Raw genomic sequence first — 16,613 nt, 5'->3', positions numbered from 1 at the left:
CAGTCTAGGCGCACGTGAGCAGGAATCAGAGGTCCACCCCTGGAATCTTGATCGTTGGGCGTACCCGCCCGCTGCCGGAGCCCGCCACCATCGCCCGGCCCACCCGAGCGGGTGATGCCGCAGGTCGTAGGGTCACGGCGTGTTGAGCGACCCTGTGCTGACCAGCCGCCGCGAGGACGGACGGGACATCCCGCTACTCGTGTGGCGGGCTAGGCGACCCCTGCGGGCGGTCAGCAGCGCCCCCCTGGGCGGGGGCATCGGGGTACGGCGGTGGGTGCTGAACGCGACCGTGCCGATGTCGTACGACCGGGAGGACCCGGCCGCCCACCTGGTCGACATGGCCCGCCGGCTCGGCCTGGACGGGCCCGGGGTGGGGCTGCTGACCGGTGTCGACGTCGGGGAGGTGCTGACCCGTACGGACACCGGGGTGCGGGTGTGGGCCACCGTGGGCCTGGGCACCCCGATTCCCGCCGCGGCGCCTGCGGCACCGGCGGTGGCTCAGCGGGTCGGCACGGTCAACATCGTGGCCTGGGTACCCGCCCGGCTGGGTGACGCCGCCCTGGTCAACGCGGTGGCCACGGCCACCGAGGCCAAGGCGCAGGCGATCGCCGACCTGGGACTGCCCGGCACCGGCACCCCCACCGACGCGGTAACCGTGCTGTGTCCACCCACCGGACCGGTCAGCGCGTACGGTGGCCCCCGCTCGGACTGGGGAGCCCCGCTGGCCCGGGCGGTGCACGCCGCCGTACTGGCGGTCGGGACCGGCACAGTGGTGCCGTGGTCGGATCGGCTTCGGGTCTGAAACTCCCCGACCGATCGGCCGTCGTCATGCGGCTTAACCGCGCGGTAGTGTCGCCCGCGATGTATGCTCCCGCCTCCCCTGCGTCCCGACCGCGTCGTCCCGCCGTGGCCGTGCTCGGTGCGCTGCTAGCCGCCCTCCTGCTCGCCGGATGTGCCCAACCCGGCGAAAGGCCGCTCTGGCAGCCCGGCGCGGGCGGCGGTGACACCGGGGCCCCGGTCGAGTCGCCGACGCCGAAGGTCAAGAAGATCTCGCTGTCGGCCACCGGCGACATCGTGATGGCGATGGCCCCCAACCGGATGCCGCCCAACGACGGCAAGGGCTTCTTCGACTCGGTGAAGAAGGCCCTCTCCGCCGATCTGGTGATGGGCAACCTGGAAGAGCCGTTGACGGTGGACACGGGGGCCGGCAAGTGCGGGGAGAACTCGACCCGCTGCTTCCAGTTCCGGGCCCCGCCGGAGTACGCCGCACACCTGGCCGACGCCGGGTTCGACCTGCTCAACCAGGCGAACAACCACGGCTACGACTTCGGGGAGAAGGGGTACGAGAACACCCAGAAGGCCCTGGAGGAGCACGGCCTGGAGCACACCGGCGCCCCCGACCAGATCACCGTGGTGGAGGTCAAGGGCGTCAAGGTGGCCGTGGCGGGGTTCTCCTCGTACCGCTGGTCGAACAGCCTGACCGACATCCCGGCCGCCAAGAAGGTGATCGCCAAGGCCGCCACCATGGCCGACATCGTGGTGGTGCAGGTGCACATGGGCGCCGAGGGCGCGGAGATGACCCGGGTACGGCCGGGCACGGAGATGTTCCTCGGCGAGAACCGGGGTGACCCGATCAAGTTCTCCCGAGCCATGATCGATTCCGGGGCTGACCTGGTGGTCGGGCACGGTCCGCACGTGCTGCGGGGCATGGAGTTCTACAAGGGCCGGCTGATCGCGTACAGCCTGGGCAACTTCGCCGGTGGGGGCAACTCGCTCAGCAACAACGGGCGGCTCGGCTGGGGCGGGGTGCTGAAGGTGTCGCTGGAGGAGGACGGCACCTGGGCGGGTGGCTCCTTCGTGTCGACGTACATGGACGGGGTGCGCAAGCCGGTGGTGGACCCCGACGACCGAGGGCTGGGACTGCTGAAGGAACTCACCAAGCTCGACTTCCCGGAGACCGGCGCCCGGTTCACCGACTCCGGCAAGATCAGCCCGCCCGAGGAGGACTGAGCCGCTCGGCGTACGCGTGTCCGTGGCACTGTCGTCGGGGCGACGTAGGCTGGCCGTCGTGACCAGAAGTGCCACCGAGACCGACCTCGGACGTACCCGGCGGGCCCGGCGGATCGGCCGGGTGCTGACCGAGACCCACCCCGACGCGCACTGTGAGCTCAACCACGGCAACCCGCTGGAGTTGGCCGTCGCCACCATCCTGTCGGCCCAGTGCACGGACAAGAAGGTCAACGAGGTCACCCCGAAGCTTTTTGCCCGCTACCCGAGCGCGGCCGACTACGCCGGGGCGGACCGGGCCGAGATGGAAGAGCTGATCCGGCCCACCGGGTTCTACCGCAACAAGACCAACTCCCTGATCCAGCTCGGTCAGGCCCTGGTGCAGCGCCACGAGGGTCAGGTGCCCGGCCGGTTGGTCGACCTGGTGACCCTGCCCGGGATCGGCCGCAAGACCGCCAACGTCATCCTCGGCAACGCCTTCGGGGTGCCCGGCATCACGGTCGACACCCACTTCCAGCGGCTGGTGCAGCGCTGGGGGCTCACCTCGGAGACCGACCCGGTCAAGATCGAGCACGCGATCGGGGCGATGTTCCCGAAGCGCGACTGGACCATGCTGTCGCACCGGATCATCTTCCACGGCCGGCGGGTCTGCCACGCCCGCAAGCCGGCCTGCGGGGCCTGCACCCTGGCGAAGCTCTGCCCGTCGTACGGCACCGGGCCGACCGAGCCGGCCGCTGCGGCGAAGCTGCTCAAGGGGCCCCGGGCCCGTGACCTGGCGGTCGCCGCCGGGATCGATCCGCAACTGGTGCCGGTGCAGGCCGTCCAGGCGGAGGCCCCGTGATCCGCCGACTCGCCCTGCTAGCCCTGCCGCTGCTGTTGGTCGCCACCACGGCCTGCACGGCCGACACCGAGGCACCCGCGCCCAGTCGACCGGATCAGGCCGCCGGCCGACCCTCCCCGTTCGCCGACTGCGCCGCCCTGACCAGCCCGCCGAACGGTGCGACCGGTGACCCGGCGGTCGGCGAGACCGGCGGCAGTCGGCTACCCGAACTCTCCCTGACCTGCTTCACCGGGGGCGCCCCGGTGGCCCTGCGGGAGGTACGCGGCCCAGCCGTGATCAACATCTGGGCCTCCTGGTGCCCGCCCTGCCGCAAGGAACTGCCGGCCTTCCAACGGCTCAGCGAACGCGCCGAAGGGCAGCTCCAGGTGATCGGGGTGAACACCCAGGACAGCCGCACCGCCGCCCAGGGCATCGGCGAGGACTTCGGCGTACGGTTCCCGATGCTCGTCGACCAGGGGCAGGCGATGCAGCGGGCGCTGCGCCGAAACGCCTTCCCGGTGACGGTGTTCCTGGCCGCCGACGGGCAGATCCGGCACATCGACACCTCGGGTGCCCTGGACGACGCCAGCCTCACCACGCTCGTCCAGCAGCACCTCGACATCACGGTCGGAGCGTGATCGGAGGTGACGGGATGACTCATCGAGTGGAGACGGCCGACACCCGGCACTCCCCGGCCTGGCTGCAACCCCTGCTGGTCCGCCTGGGCACCGCCCGCACCGAGGACTTCACCCAGCTGCGCACCCCGGAGCAGGGGGGCCGGGAGAGCGCCGTACTGGTGCTGCTCGGCGAAGCCGAGACCGGCCCGGACGTGCTGGTCCTGCAACGGTCCGCGACCCTGCGTAACCACGCCGGTCAGCCGGCCTTTCCCGGCGGGGCCGCCGACCCGGAGGACGCCGACGCGGCGGCGACCGCCCTGCGGGAGGCCAACGAGGAGGTCGGGCTCGACACCAGCAGTGTGACCCTGCTGACCGAGCTGCCCCGGCTGTGGATTCCGGTCAGCGACTTCGTGGTCACCCCGGTGCTGGCCTGGTGGCACGCGCCGCACCCGGTGCACGCCCGGGAGCCGGCGGAGGTGGCCCATGTGGCGCGGCTGCCCATCGCCGAGCTGGTGGACCCGGACAACCGGATGCGGGTACGCCATTCGAGCGGCTGGATCGGCCCGGCCTTCTCGGTACGCGGAATGCTGGTCTGGGGATTCACCGCCGGGGTGCTCTCCGCTCTGCTGGACATGGGTGGGTGGAGTCGACCCTGGCCACAGGACCGGATCGTCGAACTGCCGCCGATGGGGCAGACCCCGGCGCCGTCGGCCGGAACGGATCAGGCCGACGAGAGTGCGATGCGCTGATCAAGCGGTCACCTTCCGCTAGTGATCAGCCTTCCGCGAGCTGTCGGCCCGTACGCTTGACCCGTGTCGGCCGTGGATCTCGTCCTGCTCATGCTCATGCTCGTGTTCGCGATCAGCGGATACCGACAGGGGTTCGTCATCGGGGTGCTGTCGTTCTCCGGGTTCTTCCTGGGTGCCCTGATCGGGCTCCAGATCGGGCCGATGTTCGCCCAGCAGTTCGTCGACGGCGGCACCCGGGTCCTGGTCTCACTCGTCGCCATCTTCGGGTTGGCCGTGGTCGGTCAGGCCCTGGCCGGCTGGTTGGGGTCACATCTGCGCCGCACGATCAACAGTGATGTGGGTCGGCGGATCGACGACATCGGCGGCGCCTTCGTCTCGCTCTTCGCCGTGCTCCTGGTCGCCTGGCTGGTCGCGGTGCCGCTGGGCTCCTCCTCCCTGCCCTGGCTGGCCGCCTCGGTACGCAGCAGCGCCCTGCTCAACGTGGTCGACCGGGTGTTGCCCGACCAGGCGCAGCAGTTGTCGACCGCCTTGCGCGACACGGTCGACACCAACGGGTTCCCGGACGTCTTCGACGGGCTGCGGCGTACCCAGGCCCGGCAGGTCGAGCCCCCGGACCCGGCGCTGGCCGGCTCGGAGGTGGTGGCCAGCGGCCAGCGTTCCGTGGTCAAGGTGCTGGGGTCCGCCCCCAGTTGCTCCCGCCGGATAGAGGGCTCCGGTTTCGTGTACGCCAAGGACCGGGTGATGACCAACGCGCATGTGGTGGCCGGTACCCGTTCGGTGGCGGTGGAGCTGCGGGGCGACCGGTACGAGGGGGAGGTCGTCGTCTACGACCCGAACCGGGACCTGGCCGTGCTGTACGTGCCCGGGCTGCCCGGCCCCTCCCTGCGGTTCGCCGCCGGCAACGCCTCCACCGGGGCGGACGCCATCGTGCTCGGCTTCCCGCTGGACGGCCCCTACAACGCCCAGTCGGCGCGGGTCCGGGACGTCGACCGGATCACCGGGCCGGACATCTACTCCTCCGGCAGTGTGACCCGCGAGATCTACACCATCCGGGCGCTGGTGCGCAGCGGCAACTCCGGCGGCCCTCTGGTCTCCTCGAACGGCCTGGTCCTGGGGGTGATCTTCGCTGCGGCGGCGGACGATCCGAACACCGGCTTCGCGGTGACCGCGGCCGAGGCCCGCCCGGTGGCCCTGGAAGGAGCGCAGCGCACCCGGGGGGTGAACACCGGGGAGTGCACCTGACGGTCAGGAATGTGGTGGCGAGGCTGATCGGGGCCACACCCCCAGGGCGGTGGCGGTGCCGATGATCACCGCCAAGCCGAGCAGCCATCCGGCCAGCACGTCACTGCTCCAGTGCACCCCCAGCGCGATCCGGCTGAACCCGGTGACCAGGGCGAGCAGCAGGGCAGCCAGCCAGATCGCGGCCTGCGTCAGGGGCCCGGCCCGGGTCACCGGCTGACCGGTTCGGGTCGAGGTGGGGGGTCTGGGCAGGAAGACCACCACGAGGACCCCGGCGGCGAGCATCGCGTTCAGGGCGTGCCCGGAGGGGAAGGCCAGCCCGGGGGCCTCCGCCACGGGGTCCGGCAGCACCGGTCGGTCCCGGCCCACCAGCAGCTTCAGCAACGGCCCGAGCAGACCCCCGACCACCATGGTGGTGAGGACCCAGACCGCGAGGCGTCTGGCGCCCCGGCTGACCAGCCACAGCACCAGGAACAACGCCGCCGCCCGCAGGGGCCAGGGGGCGAAGAGGTCCGTGCACACCCGCATCACCCGTACCCACAGCGGGTGGGCGACGGCGTACCCGTGCAGGGTCTCGGTCACGGTCACATCGAGCCGCCGCAACGGGGACCAGCCACCCAGCACCAGCCCGGCCAGCAGGGTGAAGGGCAGCAGGGGCAGCAGGGTGAGGGCGGGGACAGGGCTGCGCGGGGTGGGGGTGACCGCGGGCAGGCTGTGCTCCCGCCATGACACCCGCCGATCGCTGCCCACGGCGATGTTGTACCCCCGAGCGGGCAGGCGTACCGGGGATTCGGGCAGATTGGGTCAGCGGTGTGACTGCCGGTACCGGCGCGCCATGAGCAGGGCCCCGGTGAGCAGGGCCAGGAGGATGGCCGAGCCCACCCAGAGCCGTTCCGAGCCGGTCTCGGCCTGCACCCCGGCCGCCCGGGCCCGCCAGCGGGTCTCCTGCTGCGGGCCGGTGAAGCCGAGTTGGTCGGCCTCCGGGGTGGCCGTCGGGACGGAGCCCGGCGCCGGGCCGAACCCGGTGACTCCCGGGGTCTCGTTGTCGTCCAAGGGGTTGTGTTCCACCAGGGGCACCTCCGCGGTCAGCGCCGCGACCGGGTCCACCAGGCCGTAGCCGAACCGGTCGTCGCGGCCGGTGGGGCCGATGTCCTTGGCGGTGACCAGCAGCCGGTTCACCACGTCACCGGCGGACATCTGCGGATAGCGGGCCCGCACCAGGGCAGCGGTGGCGGCGACCAGGGGTGCCGCGAAGCTGGTGCCCTGCACCCGCCAGTAGCCGCCGGGCGGGCGGGCGCCGACGAGACCACTGGCGGGGGCGGTCAGCACGGTGGCCCGGCCGGTGATCGCGCCACTCCACAGGTGGTCGCTGGACCGCTCCAGACCGGAGACCGCGATCACCCCGGGCTCGCGCGCCGGATACCACACCTTCGAGTCCGGTGAGGTGGCCAGATTCCCGGTACACGCGACCACCACGACGTCCCGGGCGAAGGCATAGTCGATCGCGGCGGCCAAGGCCGGGCTGTCTCCGCTGCCCCCCAGGGACAGGTTGATCACCTGGGCGCCGTTGTCGACCGCCCACCGCACCCCCTGGGCGACGATCAGCGCGTCGTCGTAGCGGTTCTCCTCGTCCAAGACCCGCACGGGCAGGATCCGGGCGTCCGGAGCCAGCCCCACCACACCCTGACGGTCGTCGTTGCGCCCGGCGATCAGGCCGGCAACGGTGGTGCCGTGCCCCACCGGATCCGGCTCGGTCGACCCGTCCGGCGAGACCAGGTCGATGCCGGGCAGCACCCGCCCGACCAGATCGGGATGGGAACCGTCCACCCCGGAATCGATCACGGCCACGGTCACCCCTCGGCCGGTAGAGGTCCGCCAGGCGACCTGAGCGCCGAGCCTGTCCAACTGCCACTGCTCGTCGCGGATCTGGTCGGGACGGTCGGTCACGTCGCCGGGCGCGAACGCCACCGGCGCGGCCAGGACCGGGTTGACCGGCACGGCAGCGGCCGGCACCGCCGCGACGACCACCGACACGGTGGCGGCCGTCATCGTGAGCAGTGCCCGGCTGGTCAGGCGTCGGGGCACCCTGGCACCCCTGAGCCGCACCCTGGTCACATTCTCAGCCGTTCGGTCGCAGCAGACATGACGATCGGAGATTACCGCTTCCGTCCCACTTGCAAAGACGTTCGCGAGACTCGACGTCACTGCGGTGGCAGGTACGCCAACTGCACCAGGCGTACCCCCTCCCGTCGGGTGAACAGTCGGCCGCGTCCGGGCGGTAGCGGACCGGGTCGTACCGGGCCCACCAGGGCCCCCTCGTCCGGGCTGCCGGACATCACCAGGCCCGAGGTGGACAGTTCACGTAGCCGCTGGACGACCGGCTCGTACTGGGCCCGGCCGGCCCCGCCGCTACGGCGTACCAGCACCAGGTGCAGCCCCACGTCCCGGGCGTGCGGCAGATGCTCCTCAAGTGACCGCAGCGGGTTCGCCGGGCCGCTGGCCACCAGGTCGTAGTCGTCGACCAGCACGAACAGTTCCGGGCCGGACCACCAGGACCGCTCGCGCAACTGGGCCGCGTTGACCTCCGGGCCGGGGATGCGGCCCTGCATGTAGCCCGCGGCAGACTCCATCAGGTCGGTGGTGTGCGCGGCCGTGGTGCCGTACCCGATCAGGTGTGGTTCCTCGACCGCGCCGAGCAGGCTGCGCCGGTAGTCGACCAGGATCACCCGGGCCTGCTCCGGAGTGAACCGGGTGACGATCGTGGTGGCCAGGGCACGCAGGAAGGAGGACTTGCCGGACTCCGCGTCGCCGTAGACCACGAAGTGCGGTTCGGTGGCGAAGTCGAGTACGACCGGGCGCAGGTCCGCCTCGGCGATCCCGATCGGAATCCGCAGCCCGGTGGTGGTCTGGACATCCAGGTCCGGGTAGGGCAGCACCGCGGGCAGCAGCCGCACCCGGGGCGCGGTCGGCCCGGTCCAGGCTCCGCTGATCTGTTTGACCAGGGTGGCCGGATCCGCCTCGGTGGACTGGGGCAGGGCGGTGAGGAAGTGCAGACCGGCGGCGGTGATGCCCCGCCCCGGCGTCTGCTCGGGCACGTCCGCCGCGGCCCGCCGGGCGACCAGGGAGTCGGAGGGGTCACCCAGGCGCAACTCCAACCGGGAGCCGAACAGGTCCCGGATCGCGGGGCGGAAATCCAACCAACGCACCGCGGTCGCCACGACGTGCAGACCGTACGACAGACCCCGGGTGGCCAGGTCGGTGATCAGGGGTTCCAGGTCGTCGTACTCGCCGCGCAGGGTCGCCCAGCCGTCGACGACGAGGAAGACCTCCCCGAAGGGATCGTCCTGCGGGGTCCCGGTGGTCAGGTGGGCGGCGCGTCGCCGCCGCCAGGCGCTGATCGACTCGATGCCGGACTCCGCGAAGGCCCGCTCCCGGTCGGCCAGCAGGGTGGCCATCTCGCCCACCGTCCGGCGTACCCCGGTCGGGTCGGCCCGGCCGACCACCCCACCGACATGCGGCAGGTCGCGTACCGCCGCCAACCCGCCACCGCCGAAGTCCAGGCAGTAGACCTGCACCTCGGCCGGGGTGTGGGTGAGCGCCAGGGCGCAGATCAGGGTACGCAGGGCGGTGGACTTGCCGCTCTGGGTGCCGCCGACCACGGCCACATGGCCGGCCGCCCCGTCCAGGGACAGCCAGAACAGGTCCCGGCGCTGCTCGTACGGCTTGTCCACCACGGCCACCGGCACCTGGAGGGCACCGTGCAACTCCGGATTGCCGAAGGTCAGGCCCCGCACGGGGTCGACCGTCAGCGGCCCGACCAGCTCGTCCAGGGTGGGGGCGCCCTCCAGCGGGGGCAGCCACACCTGGTGGGCCGGCGGCCCCTGCCCGGCCAACCGGCCGATCAGCAGGTCGAGCAGGGTCTGCCCGGTCTCCTCCTCCGGCTCGGCGGTGATGGCCGGGGTGGGGGCCGGGGCGGCGGGGGTGAAATGGGTGGAGAAGGCGAGCAGCCGGGGCCGGTCCGGGCCGGCCGCCGAAGCCGAGACCCCCCGCCTACGCACCGGCCCGGAGACGTACGCGGCCTTGAAGCGCAGCAGCGGCTCGGTGCCGAACCGCAGGTACCCGTGCCCGGGGGAGCGGGGCAGTTCGTGGGCGTCCGGCACCCCCAGCACGGTGCGCGACTCCAGCGAGGAAAACGTACGCAGACCGATCCGGTACGACAGGTGGGTGTCCAGCCCGCGCAGTCGCCCCTCCTCCAGGCGCTGGCTGGCCAGCAGCAGGTGCACCCCCAGGGACCGCCCCAACCGGCCGATCTGGACGAAGAGGTCGATGAAGTCGGGCTTGGCGGAGAGCAGCTCGGAGAACTCGTCACAGATCAACAGCAGGGAGGGCAGGGGGGCCAGCGGACTGCCGGCCGCCCGGGCCCGCTCGTAGTCACGCAGGCTGGCGAAGTTGCCGGCCCGGCGCAGCAGCTCCTGTCGGCGGACCAGTTCCCCGTTGATCGCGTCGACCATGCGGTCGACCAGCGGCAGGGCGTCCGCCAGGTTGGTGATCACCGCTGCGGTGTGCGGCAGCCGGTCGAAGGAGGCGAAGGTGGCCCCGCCCTTGAAGTCCACGAGCACGAAGTTGAGCTGCTCGGAGGAGTGGGTGGCGGCCAGCCCGAGCACCAGGGTACGCAGCAGTTCGGACTTGCCGGAGCCGGTGGCGCCGATGAGCAGCCCGTGCGGGCCCATGCCGTCCTGCGCCGACTCCTTCAGGTCCAGCTCGATCGCGCCGCCGTCGACGCCGACCCCGATCGGCACCCGCAGCCGCCCGCGCGCCGACCGGGCAGCCCAGCCCTGCTCGACGGTGAAGCCGGTCGGGTCACCCAGGCCCAGCAACTCCGGCAGACCCGGTTCGACACCGGGCACCGCCTCCGTACCGCCGGTGGCGGTGGCCAGCCGCAGCGGTGCCAGCCGACGGGCCACCGCCTCGGCCTCGGCGACGCTCAGGGCGTCCGGGGTGCCGACCTCGGCGGCCTCCTCGATCGAGTGGGAGTGCAGGCGCCCTTCGTGCAGCTCCAGCAGCAGGGTGAACCGATCGAGCAGTCGGGGTGGTGGGGTGTCCAGATCGATCAGGGTGACCCCGTCGATGCCGCCGTCGCCGGCCAGTTCGGTGGCCCCGGTCAGGTCGCCGCCGTCCAGCACGACCACCAGGTGGGGCCCGTCCGTGGTGGGCCCGGCCGGACTGAACCGGGGGCGGTTGACCAGCACCTCGTCGAGCAGCCGCTCCAACTCCACGGCTGAGCTGGTGACCAGGCGTACCGGGCCCAGGGCGTCGCTGCGGGTCGGGTGCCGGGCGTGCGGCAGCCACTTGGTCCACTCCCAGTGGCTGCGGCGCTCCGGCCCGGCGCAGACGGCGATGAGCAGCTCGTCCGGGGCGTGGAACACCGCCAGTTGGGTGAGCATCGCCCGGACCAGGGCCTGGGCGGACGGCGAACCGGTGGGGGTGGACGGCAGGCCCCGGACGAACACCCGGGCGAAGCTGCGCAGGGACAGCGCCACCGGCAGGTCCGGCACCACGGAGTACGCGTCGAGGAACCGGCGCAGCGCGCCGGCGGTCATCGGCTCCAGCTCCTCCAACGGGCGGGTCACCGGCGGGACCAGGGGGGTGGCCAGGGTCTGCGGCCCGACCGCGACCCGCACCACGGCGAAGTCCGCGTCGGTGGGCCGGCGCTCCCACACCCGATGGCTGTCCACGGTCGACCAGAGCAGGGCCGGGTCCGGGTGCCGGTAACAGAGCCCGGCCCGCTGACTCGTCGCGGCCTGCCGCACCTGTCGCCGCAGGGTGGCCAGGTGTCGCAGGTACTCCCGCCGGGCCGCCATCATCTCGGACTTCCTGGGGCTGCCCGAGGCGCTGCCCCAGGAGGTGACCAGCATGGCCAGGGAGGAGAGCCCGAACATGGCCCCCACCACGTACGAGTAGGCCCCACCGCCCCGGCCGAACATCATCGCCATGGCCACCGTGCCGCCCAGCATCGGCAGCGCCATCAGCATCTGGTGCCACCGCCCACCGGTGACCGCGGGGATCTCCGGTGGCGCCTCGACCGGCAGCTCACCCACCGGGATCTGCGGTGCCGGACGCCGGGGTGGCCGCCGGATGACGACAGTGGACACTCGACCTCCTGACCGCGCTCGGTAACCCGAAGCTGGCTCATCGTAGGTAAAGTCCTCCCGATCGCGCAGCCGTCACCCCGCTGAAAATGGAGGTCGGTCGATGACAGTCGGGCTGACCCGGATCACCGTCAGCACCGCACAGCGCCGGGTCGACGTGGCCCTGCCGGAACACGTCCCCCTGGCCGACCTGCTGCCGGAGGTGCTGCGACACGCCGGGGACGGGCTGGCCGACGACGGGGAACGCCACGGCGGATGGCTGCTGCGGCGGGCCGACGGCAGCGCGCTGACCGCCGGGCAGGCCCTGCTGGCCCAGGGCGTCCGCGACGGTGAGCTGCTGCACCTGGTGCCGGCCAGCACCCAGTGGCCGGAACTGGAGTACGACGACGTCGTGGAAGCGATCGCCGAGGGTGCCCGCCGTCGCGGTGGTGCCTGGTCGCCCGAGGCCACCCGGGCCGCAGCCCTGGGCGGGTCGGCTGTCCCGCTAGCCGTCGGGCTGCTCGCCCTCCTGGCCGGCGGCCCACGACAGCCGGCCGGTTGGCTGGCGGCGACCCTGCTGGCGACCCTGCTGCTGTTGGCGGGCATGGTGCTGTCCCGGGCTCAGGGAGACGGCCCCGCCGGGGCCACCCTGGGTGGGTACGCCCTGCCCTTCGCGGCGGCGGCCGGTGCCCTGGCCGTCGGCTCGGGCGACCCGGTCGGCCCGTTTCGCCCGCTGCCCTGGATCGGTGCCCCGGAACTGCTGGCCGCCTCGGTGACCCTGCTGCTGGCCTCGGTGCTGGGTCTGGTCGGGGTGGCCACCCGGTTACGGATCTTCGTGGCCGGGGTGGTGCTCGGTGCGGTCGGGACACCGGTCGCCCTGGCTGGCCTGTGGCTGACCCCGGCCGGAGCCGCGGCCGTGCTGCTCTGCGTGCTGGCCTTCGGGATCGGGGCCATCCCGCTGCTGGCCATCCGGCTGGGCAAGGTTCCGTTGCCGCCGATCACCCTGCCCACCGGCGCCCCGAACGACCCGGACCGGGTCCGGGACCTGCCCGACCGCAGCCGGGTGTACGCGGCGGTGGCGCGCACCGAGGAGATGCTCACCGGTCTGCTGATCGGGCACGCTCTGCTGGCGGCGACCGCCGCGCTGGTGCTCAGCGGCTCCGGCACGGCCGGTCGGCTGCTCGTCGCGGTGAGCGCGGCCGTGCTGCTGCTGCGGGCCCGACTGTTCGTGGCGGTACGCCACCGGGTGCCGCCCGTGCTCGCCGGGCTGGCCGGGTACCTGCTGCTCGGCCTGGATCTGGCCGGCACGGCGGGGCGGAACGGTCAACTGGTCCTGGCCGCCGCCGGGCTGCTGATCGCCCTGCTGGTCGTGGCCGGTGGCACCACGTACGCCCGCCGCCCGGTCTCCCCGTACCTGGGTCGGCTGGCCGACCTCAGCGACACCCTGCTGGTGGTCTCCGTGGTGCCGATCACCTGCGCCGTGCTCGGCCTCTACGAACAAGCCCGGGGACTGCTCGGCTAGAGCGGTCCCCGGGCTGTGCGAAAGCCGTGGGTCAGTGCGCGGACTCGCCGCTCTCGGCGGCCTTCTGGGCCCGCCGGTACGAGGCCCGGATCTCGGCCTCGGCCTCGGTACGCCCCACCCAGGTCGCACCCTCGACCGACTTGCCCGGCTCCAGGTCCTTGTACACCTCGAAGAAGTGCTGGATCTCCAGGCGGTCGAACTCGCCGAGGTGGTGGATGTCGCGCAGGTGCTCCTGCCGCGGGTCCTCGTAGGGCACGCAGAGGACCTTGTCGTCGCCGCCCTTCTCGTCCGTCATCCGGAACATGCCGATGGTGCGGCAGCGGATGAGGCAGCCCGGGAAGGTGGGCTCGGGCACCAGCACCAAGGCGTCCAGCGGGTCGCCGTCCTCGCCCAGGGTGCCCTCGATGAAGCCGTAGTCGGCCGGGTACTGGGTGGAGGTGAAGAGGGTGCGGTCCAGCCTGATCCGGCCGGTCACGTGGTCCACCTCGTACTTGTTGCGGTGACCTTTCGGGATCTCAACCGTGACGTCGAAATCCATCTGCACGCTCCTCGTTCGCCCACGCTGGCTTGACGGAACCGGCGGCAGCACCCCCGGACAGGCGAATACCTGCCCATCGACTCCGACCGCCGCATAGTCTTCGGACCGAAGTAGTGTCACCCAGGCCGGGTTACGGGTGTGGAGGAGGGGGTCGTGGGGAGGGAAGATTCACACTATCGACCCGAGGGCGCGGGTGAGGGTGATTCCGCCCAGCCGACTCCGAAACCAGCTACCGGCCGGGTGCCGGTGCCCGAGGCGCAGATTCTCCGACCCCAGGCGGCCCCTGACGCCCCGGCCGAGCGGGAGCGGGCGGAACAGACCCAGCCCCTGACGGTCGGCGCGGGCACCTCTACGCCGGCCGGTCCACCCCCGTCGAATCCCACCGGCGGCGGTGGGTCGCCCGATCCCGTCGGCGTACCCCCCGAGCAGCCCCGACCGGCGCGGCGCCGGCTGCCCATCCTGCTGGCCGCCGTGCTGGTCCTGGTGCTGGCCCTGGTGGGGCTGGTCGTGGTGCGTCCCGGTCCGATCGAGGGGTGGTTGGCCGATGAGCCGACCGCCGCCGAGACCCTGCCGGTGGAGCCGTCGCCGAACGCCGTGCTGGCGGCCACCGACATCGGCGCGCCGCTGCCGGACGCCGGCCGGCTGCGGACCGTGCTGGCCCCGCTGATCGCCGACCCCGCCCTGGGCGGCCGGGTCCACGTGTCGGTGACGGACGCCCTGACCGGGCAGCAGTTGTTCGAGCGCGGTGGCGGTACGGGGACCGTGCCGGCCTCGGTGACGAAGCTGCTGACCGCGGTGACCGTACTCACCGCCCGCGGCCCCGGGTACCGGATCCCGACGAAGGTCGTCGCGGGCGCCGAACCGGGAGAGGTGGTGCTCGTCGGCGGCGGCGACCCCACCCTGGCGGCCGGTGCCAAGGGCTTCTATCCCGGCGCGGCCAGCCTGAAGGACCTCGCCGAGCAGGTGCGGACCGCGCTGGGCGGCACCGCGCCGACCCGGGTGCTGGTCGACTCCTCGCTCTATTCCGGCCCACGGCTGGAGCCGGGTTGGGACGAGGACATCCCCACCGGCGGATACGGCGCCCAGATGACGGCGTTGATGCTCGACGGGGCGCGTAAGGATCCGAAGGCCGGCGAGGGCTGGGCCGAGCGGGTAACCCAGCCGGAACTCGTCGCCGGGCGGACCTTCGCCCGGCTGCTGGGGGTGCCGGAGAGCGCGGTGCGCAGCGGCACCGCCCCGGCCGCGCCGCCGGAGACGACCGGGGCCACCGAGGCGACCGGGGCCACCGGCCCGGGCGCCGAGCTGGGGGTGGTGCATTCCCCGCCCCTGATCCGGCTGGTCGACATCATGATCAGCGACAGTGACAACATCCTCGGCGAGGCCCTGGCCCGCCAGGTGGCCCTGGCCCGGGGGCTTCCGGCGTCCTTCGCCGGTGCCGCCTCGGCGATGACCGAGGTGGTGTCCGACCTGGGCCTGCCGACCGAGGGGCTGGCCCTGGCCGACGGCAGCGGCCTGTCCCGGCGGAACCTGATCAGCCCCACCCTGCTGACCGAGCTGTTGGCGCTGGCGGCCAGCCCGGACCGCCCCGAGCTGGGCGGCATCTTCGGTGGACTCCCGGTCGGCGGCTGGTCCGGCACCCTGCGCGACCGGTACGGCTCGGTGCCCGGTACGGCCGCCGGGGCCGGGACGGTCCGGGCCAAGACCGGCACCCTGACCGGGGTGCACGCCATCGCCGGGGTGGTGACCACGGCCGAGGGCAGGCCACTCACCTTCGCCGTACTCACCGATCGGGTTCCGGCCGACGGGATGGAACCGGCCCGGGGGGCCCTGGACCGGATCGCGGCCGCCCTGGCCACCTGCGGCTGCCGCTGACCGCCGTCGAGGGCGTGGACTGCTGTCCCGGCGCGGGTACGGTGGGTGGCATGGCGCAGTTCGTGGACTGGGATCTGGCCGTCGCGACCGCGGGGGCCCTGGGCAAGACCGGCCCCCGGGTGTCGTACGACGAGGCCACCGAGGTGGTCGCCGACCTGCGCCGGTTGACCGACGAAGCGGCCGGGCACGTGGCCGACTACACCGGGCTCACCTCGCAGGTGGCCCACCCGCCGGTGCGGGTGGTCGACCGGCGGGACTGGGCCGCCACCAACATCGCCGGCCTGCGTGAGGTGATCACCCCGCTGGTCGGTCGGCTGGCCCCGGAGAAGCAGCCCGGCGCGCTGACCGAGGCGGTCGGCTCCCGGGTCACCGGGGTGCAGGCGGGCACCGTGCTGGCGTACCTGTCCGGCCGGGTGCTCGGCCAGTACGAGGTCTTCTCGGCCGACCCGGGCCAGTTGCTGCTGGTAGCGCCGAACATCGTCGAGGTGGAGCGCAAGCTGCAGGCCGACCCTCGCGACTTCCGGCTCTGGGTCTGCCTGCACGAGGTGACCCACCGGACGCAGTTCACCGCGGTGCCGTGGATGCGGGGCTACTTCCTCGGCGAGGTGCAGGCCTTCGTGGACGCCTCGCAGGGCGGTGAGCACCTGCTCGACCGGCTGCGCCGGGGGGTGGGCACCCTGGCCGACGTGGTGCGCAACCCGCAGAGCCGCTCCAGTGTGCTGGACATCGTGCAGACCCCCGGGCAGCGGGCGGTGCTGGACCGGTTGACGGCGCTGATGACCCTGTTGGAGGGGCACGCCGAGTTCGTGATGGACGGGGTCGGCCCGCAGGTCATCCCGAGTGTCGAGCGGATCCGAGCCGGGTTCAACCGGCGCCGGGAGGCCGGCAACCCGATGGAGAAGGCCGTCCGCCGGTTGATCGGCATGGACGTCAAGATGCGGCAGTACGCCGAGGGTCGCACCTTCGTGCACGCGGTGGTCGAGCGGGTAGGCATGGCCGGTTTCAACCGGATCTTCGAGTCCCCACTGACCCTGCCCCGGCTGACCGAACTGAGCGACCCGGCGGCCTGGGTGGCGCGGGTACACGGCCCGGTCGGGCCGGTGCCGCCGGCAGTCTGAGCG

At 72.8% G+C, this 16,613-nt stretch carries 13 protein-coding genes; 9 read left to right on the top strand and 4 right to left on the bottom strand.

The window, feature by feature from the left end:
- Positions 1 to 139: 139 nt before the first annotated feature.
- The 6 genes from ACGFIK_RS18660 to ACGFIK_RS18635 all read left to right on the top strand — a co-directional run bounded on the left by ACGFIK_RS18660 (position 140) and on the right by ACGFIK_RS18635 (position 5,435).
- Positions 140 to 802: an adenosylcobinamide amidohydrolase gene (locus tag ACGFIK_RS18660; protein WP_327023741.1), complete on the top strand. Its 663-nt coding sequence runs from the start codon at positions 140 to 142 to the stop codon at positions 800 to 802.
- A 59-nt stretch (positions 803 to 861) separates the two neighbouring features.
- Positions 862 to 2,010 (top strand): CapA family protein, encoded by a 1,149-nt coding sequence (locus tag ACGFIK_RS18655; protein WP_327023742.1) that lies wholly within the window; start codon positions 862 to 864, stop codon positions 2,008 to 2,010.
- 28 nt (positions 2,011 to 2,038) lie between these two features.
- Positions 2,039 to 2,848 carry an endonuclease III gene (gene nth / locus ACGFIK_RS18650; protein WP_327027376.1) on the top strand — a complete coding sequence of 270 codons (810 nt, stop codon included), beginning with the start codon at positions 2,039 to 2,041 and terminating at the stop codon, positions 2,846 to 2,848.
- Positions 2,845 to 3,465 (top strand): TlpA family protein disulfide reductase, encoded by a 621-nt coding sequence (locus ACGFIK_RS18645; RefSeq protein ID WP_393340351.1) that lies wholly within the window; start codon positions 2,845 to 2,847, stop codon positions 3,463 to 3,465. Before nth ends, ACGFIK_RS18645 begins: the two co-directional genes overlap by 4 nt.
- 14 nt (positions 3,466 to 3,479) lie before the next feature.
- The gene (locus ACGFIK_RS18640; RefSeq protein ID WP_327023743.1) at positions 3,480 to 4,193 is read left to right on the top strand and encodes a CoA pyrophosphatase; all 714 of its coding nucleotides are present in this window, start codon (positions 3,480 to 3,482) and stop codon (positions 4,191 to 4,193) included.
- A 63-nt stretch (positions 4,194 to 4,256) separates the two neighbouring features.
- Positions 4,257 to 5,435, top strand: a complete 1,179-nt coding sequence (locus ACGFIK_RS18635; RefSeq protein WP_327023744.1) for a MarP family serine protease — start codon at positions 4,257 to 4,259, stop codon at positions 5,433 to 5,435.
- 3 nt (positions 5,436 to 5,438) lie between these two features.
- On the opposite strand, the gene ACGFIK_RS18630 is transcribed toward ACGFIK_RS18635, so the two are convergent.
- The 3 genes from ACGFIK_RS18630 to eccCa all read right to left on the bottom strand — a co-directional run bounded on the left by ACGFIK_RS18630 (position 5,439) and on the right by eccCa (position 11,584).
- Positions 5,439 to 6,209, bottom strand: coding sequence for a phosphatase PAP2 family protein (locus tag ACGFIK_RS18630; protein WP_393340371.1), 771 nt, complete (start codon positions 6,207 to 6,209; stop codon positions 5,439 to 5,441).
- Between the two features lie 27 nt (positions 6,210 to 6,236).
- Entirely contained in the window at positions 6,237 to 7,547 is a 1,311-nt protein-coding gene (gene mycP / locus ACGFIK_RS18625) for a type VII secretion-associated serine protease mycosin (RefSeq protein WP_393340348.1), read from the bottom strand.
- 86 nt (positions 7,548 to 7,633) lie between these two features.
- Complete coding sequence (gene eccCa / locus ACGFIK_RS18620) at positions 7,634 to 11,584, bottom strand: type VII secretion protein EccCa (RefSeq protein WP_327023745.1); 3,951 nt, start codon at positions 11,582 to 11,584, stop codon at positions 7,634 to 7,636.
- Between the two features lie 100 nt (positions 11,585 to 11,684).
- On the opposite strand from eccCa, the gene eccD reads away from it, so the two are divergent.
- Complete coding sequence (gene eccD, locus ACGFIK_RS18615) at positions 11,685 to 13,082, top strand: type VII secretion integral membrane protein EccD (protein WP_327023746.1); 1,398 nt, start codon at positions 11,685 to 11,687, stop codon at positions 13,080 to 13,082.
- 31 nt (positions 13,083 to 13,113) lie between these two features.
- Here eccD and ACGFIK_RS18610 read toward each other — a convergent pair whose 3' ends face one another.
- Entirely contained in the window at positions 13,114 to 13,620 is a 507-nt protein-coding gene (locus tag ACGFIK_RS18610; RefSeq protein WP_327023747.1) for an inorganic diphosphatase, read from the bottom strand.
- Between the two features lie 450 nt (positions 13,621 to 14,070).
- Here ACGFIK_RS18610 and dacB point away from each other — a divergent pair, with 450 nt between their 5' ends.
- Together dacB and ACGFIK_RS18600 are read left to right on the top strand one after the other, a co-directional pair.
- Positions 14,071 to 15,492, top strand: a complete 1,422-nt coding sequence (gene dacB, locus ACGFIK_RS18605) for a D-alanyl-D-alanine carboxypeptidase/D-alanyl-D-alanine-endopeptidase (RefSeq protein WP_327027380.1) — start codon at positions 14,071 to 14,073, stop codon at positions 15,490 to 15,492.
- 50 nt (positions 15,493 to 15,542) lie between these two features.
- Positions 15,543 to 16,610 carry a zinc-dependent metalloprotease gene (locus ACGFIK_RS18600; RefSeq protein ID WP_327023748.1) on the top strand — a complete coding sequence of 356 codons (1,068 nt, stop codon included), beginning with the start codon at positions 15,543 to 15,545 and terminating at the stop codon, positions 16,608 to 16,610.
- Positions 16,611 to 16,613: the final 3 nt, after the last annotated feature.

The organism is Micromonospora sp. NPDC048871 (genome assembly GCF_043198155.1).
GTDB lineage: Bacteria > Actinomycetota > Actinomycetes > Mycobacteriales > Micromonosporaceae > Micromonospora.
This window is presented reverse-complemented; position numbering and strand designations above follow the sequence as displayed.

Coding starts and splice junctions, on each gene's coding strand:
- ACGFIK_RS18610 (WP_327023747.1), bottom strand. CDS start 13,620: ATGGATTTCGACGTCACGGTTGAGATCCCGAAAGGTCACCGCAACAAG.
- ACGFIK_RS18640 (WP_327023743.1), top strand. CDS start 3,480: ATGACTCATCGAGTGGAGACGGCCGACACCCGGCACTCCCCGGCCTGG.
- ACGFIK_RS18655 (WP_327023742.1), top strand. CDS start 862: ATGTATGCTCCCGCCTCCCCTGCGTCCCGACCGCGTCGTCCCGCCGTG.
- eccD (WP_327023746.1), top strand. CDS start 11,685: ATGACAGTCGGGCTGACCCGGATCACCGTCAGCACCGCACAGCGCCGG.
- ACGFIK_RS18600 (WP_327023748.1), top strand. CDS start 15,543: ATGGCGCAGTTCGTGGACTGGGATCTGGCCGTCGCGACCGCGGGGGCC.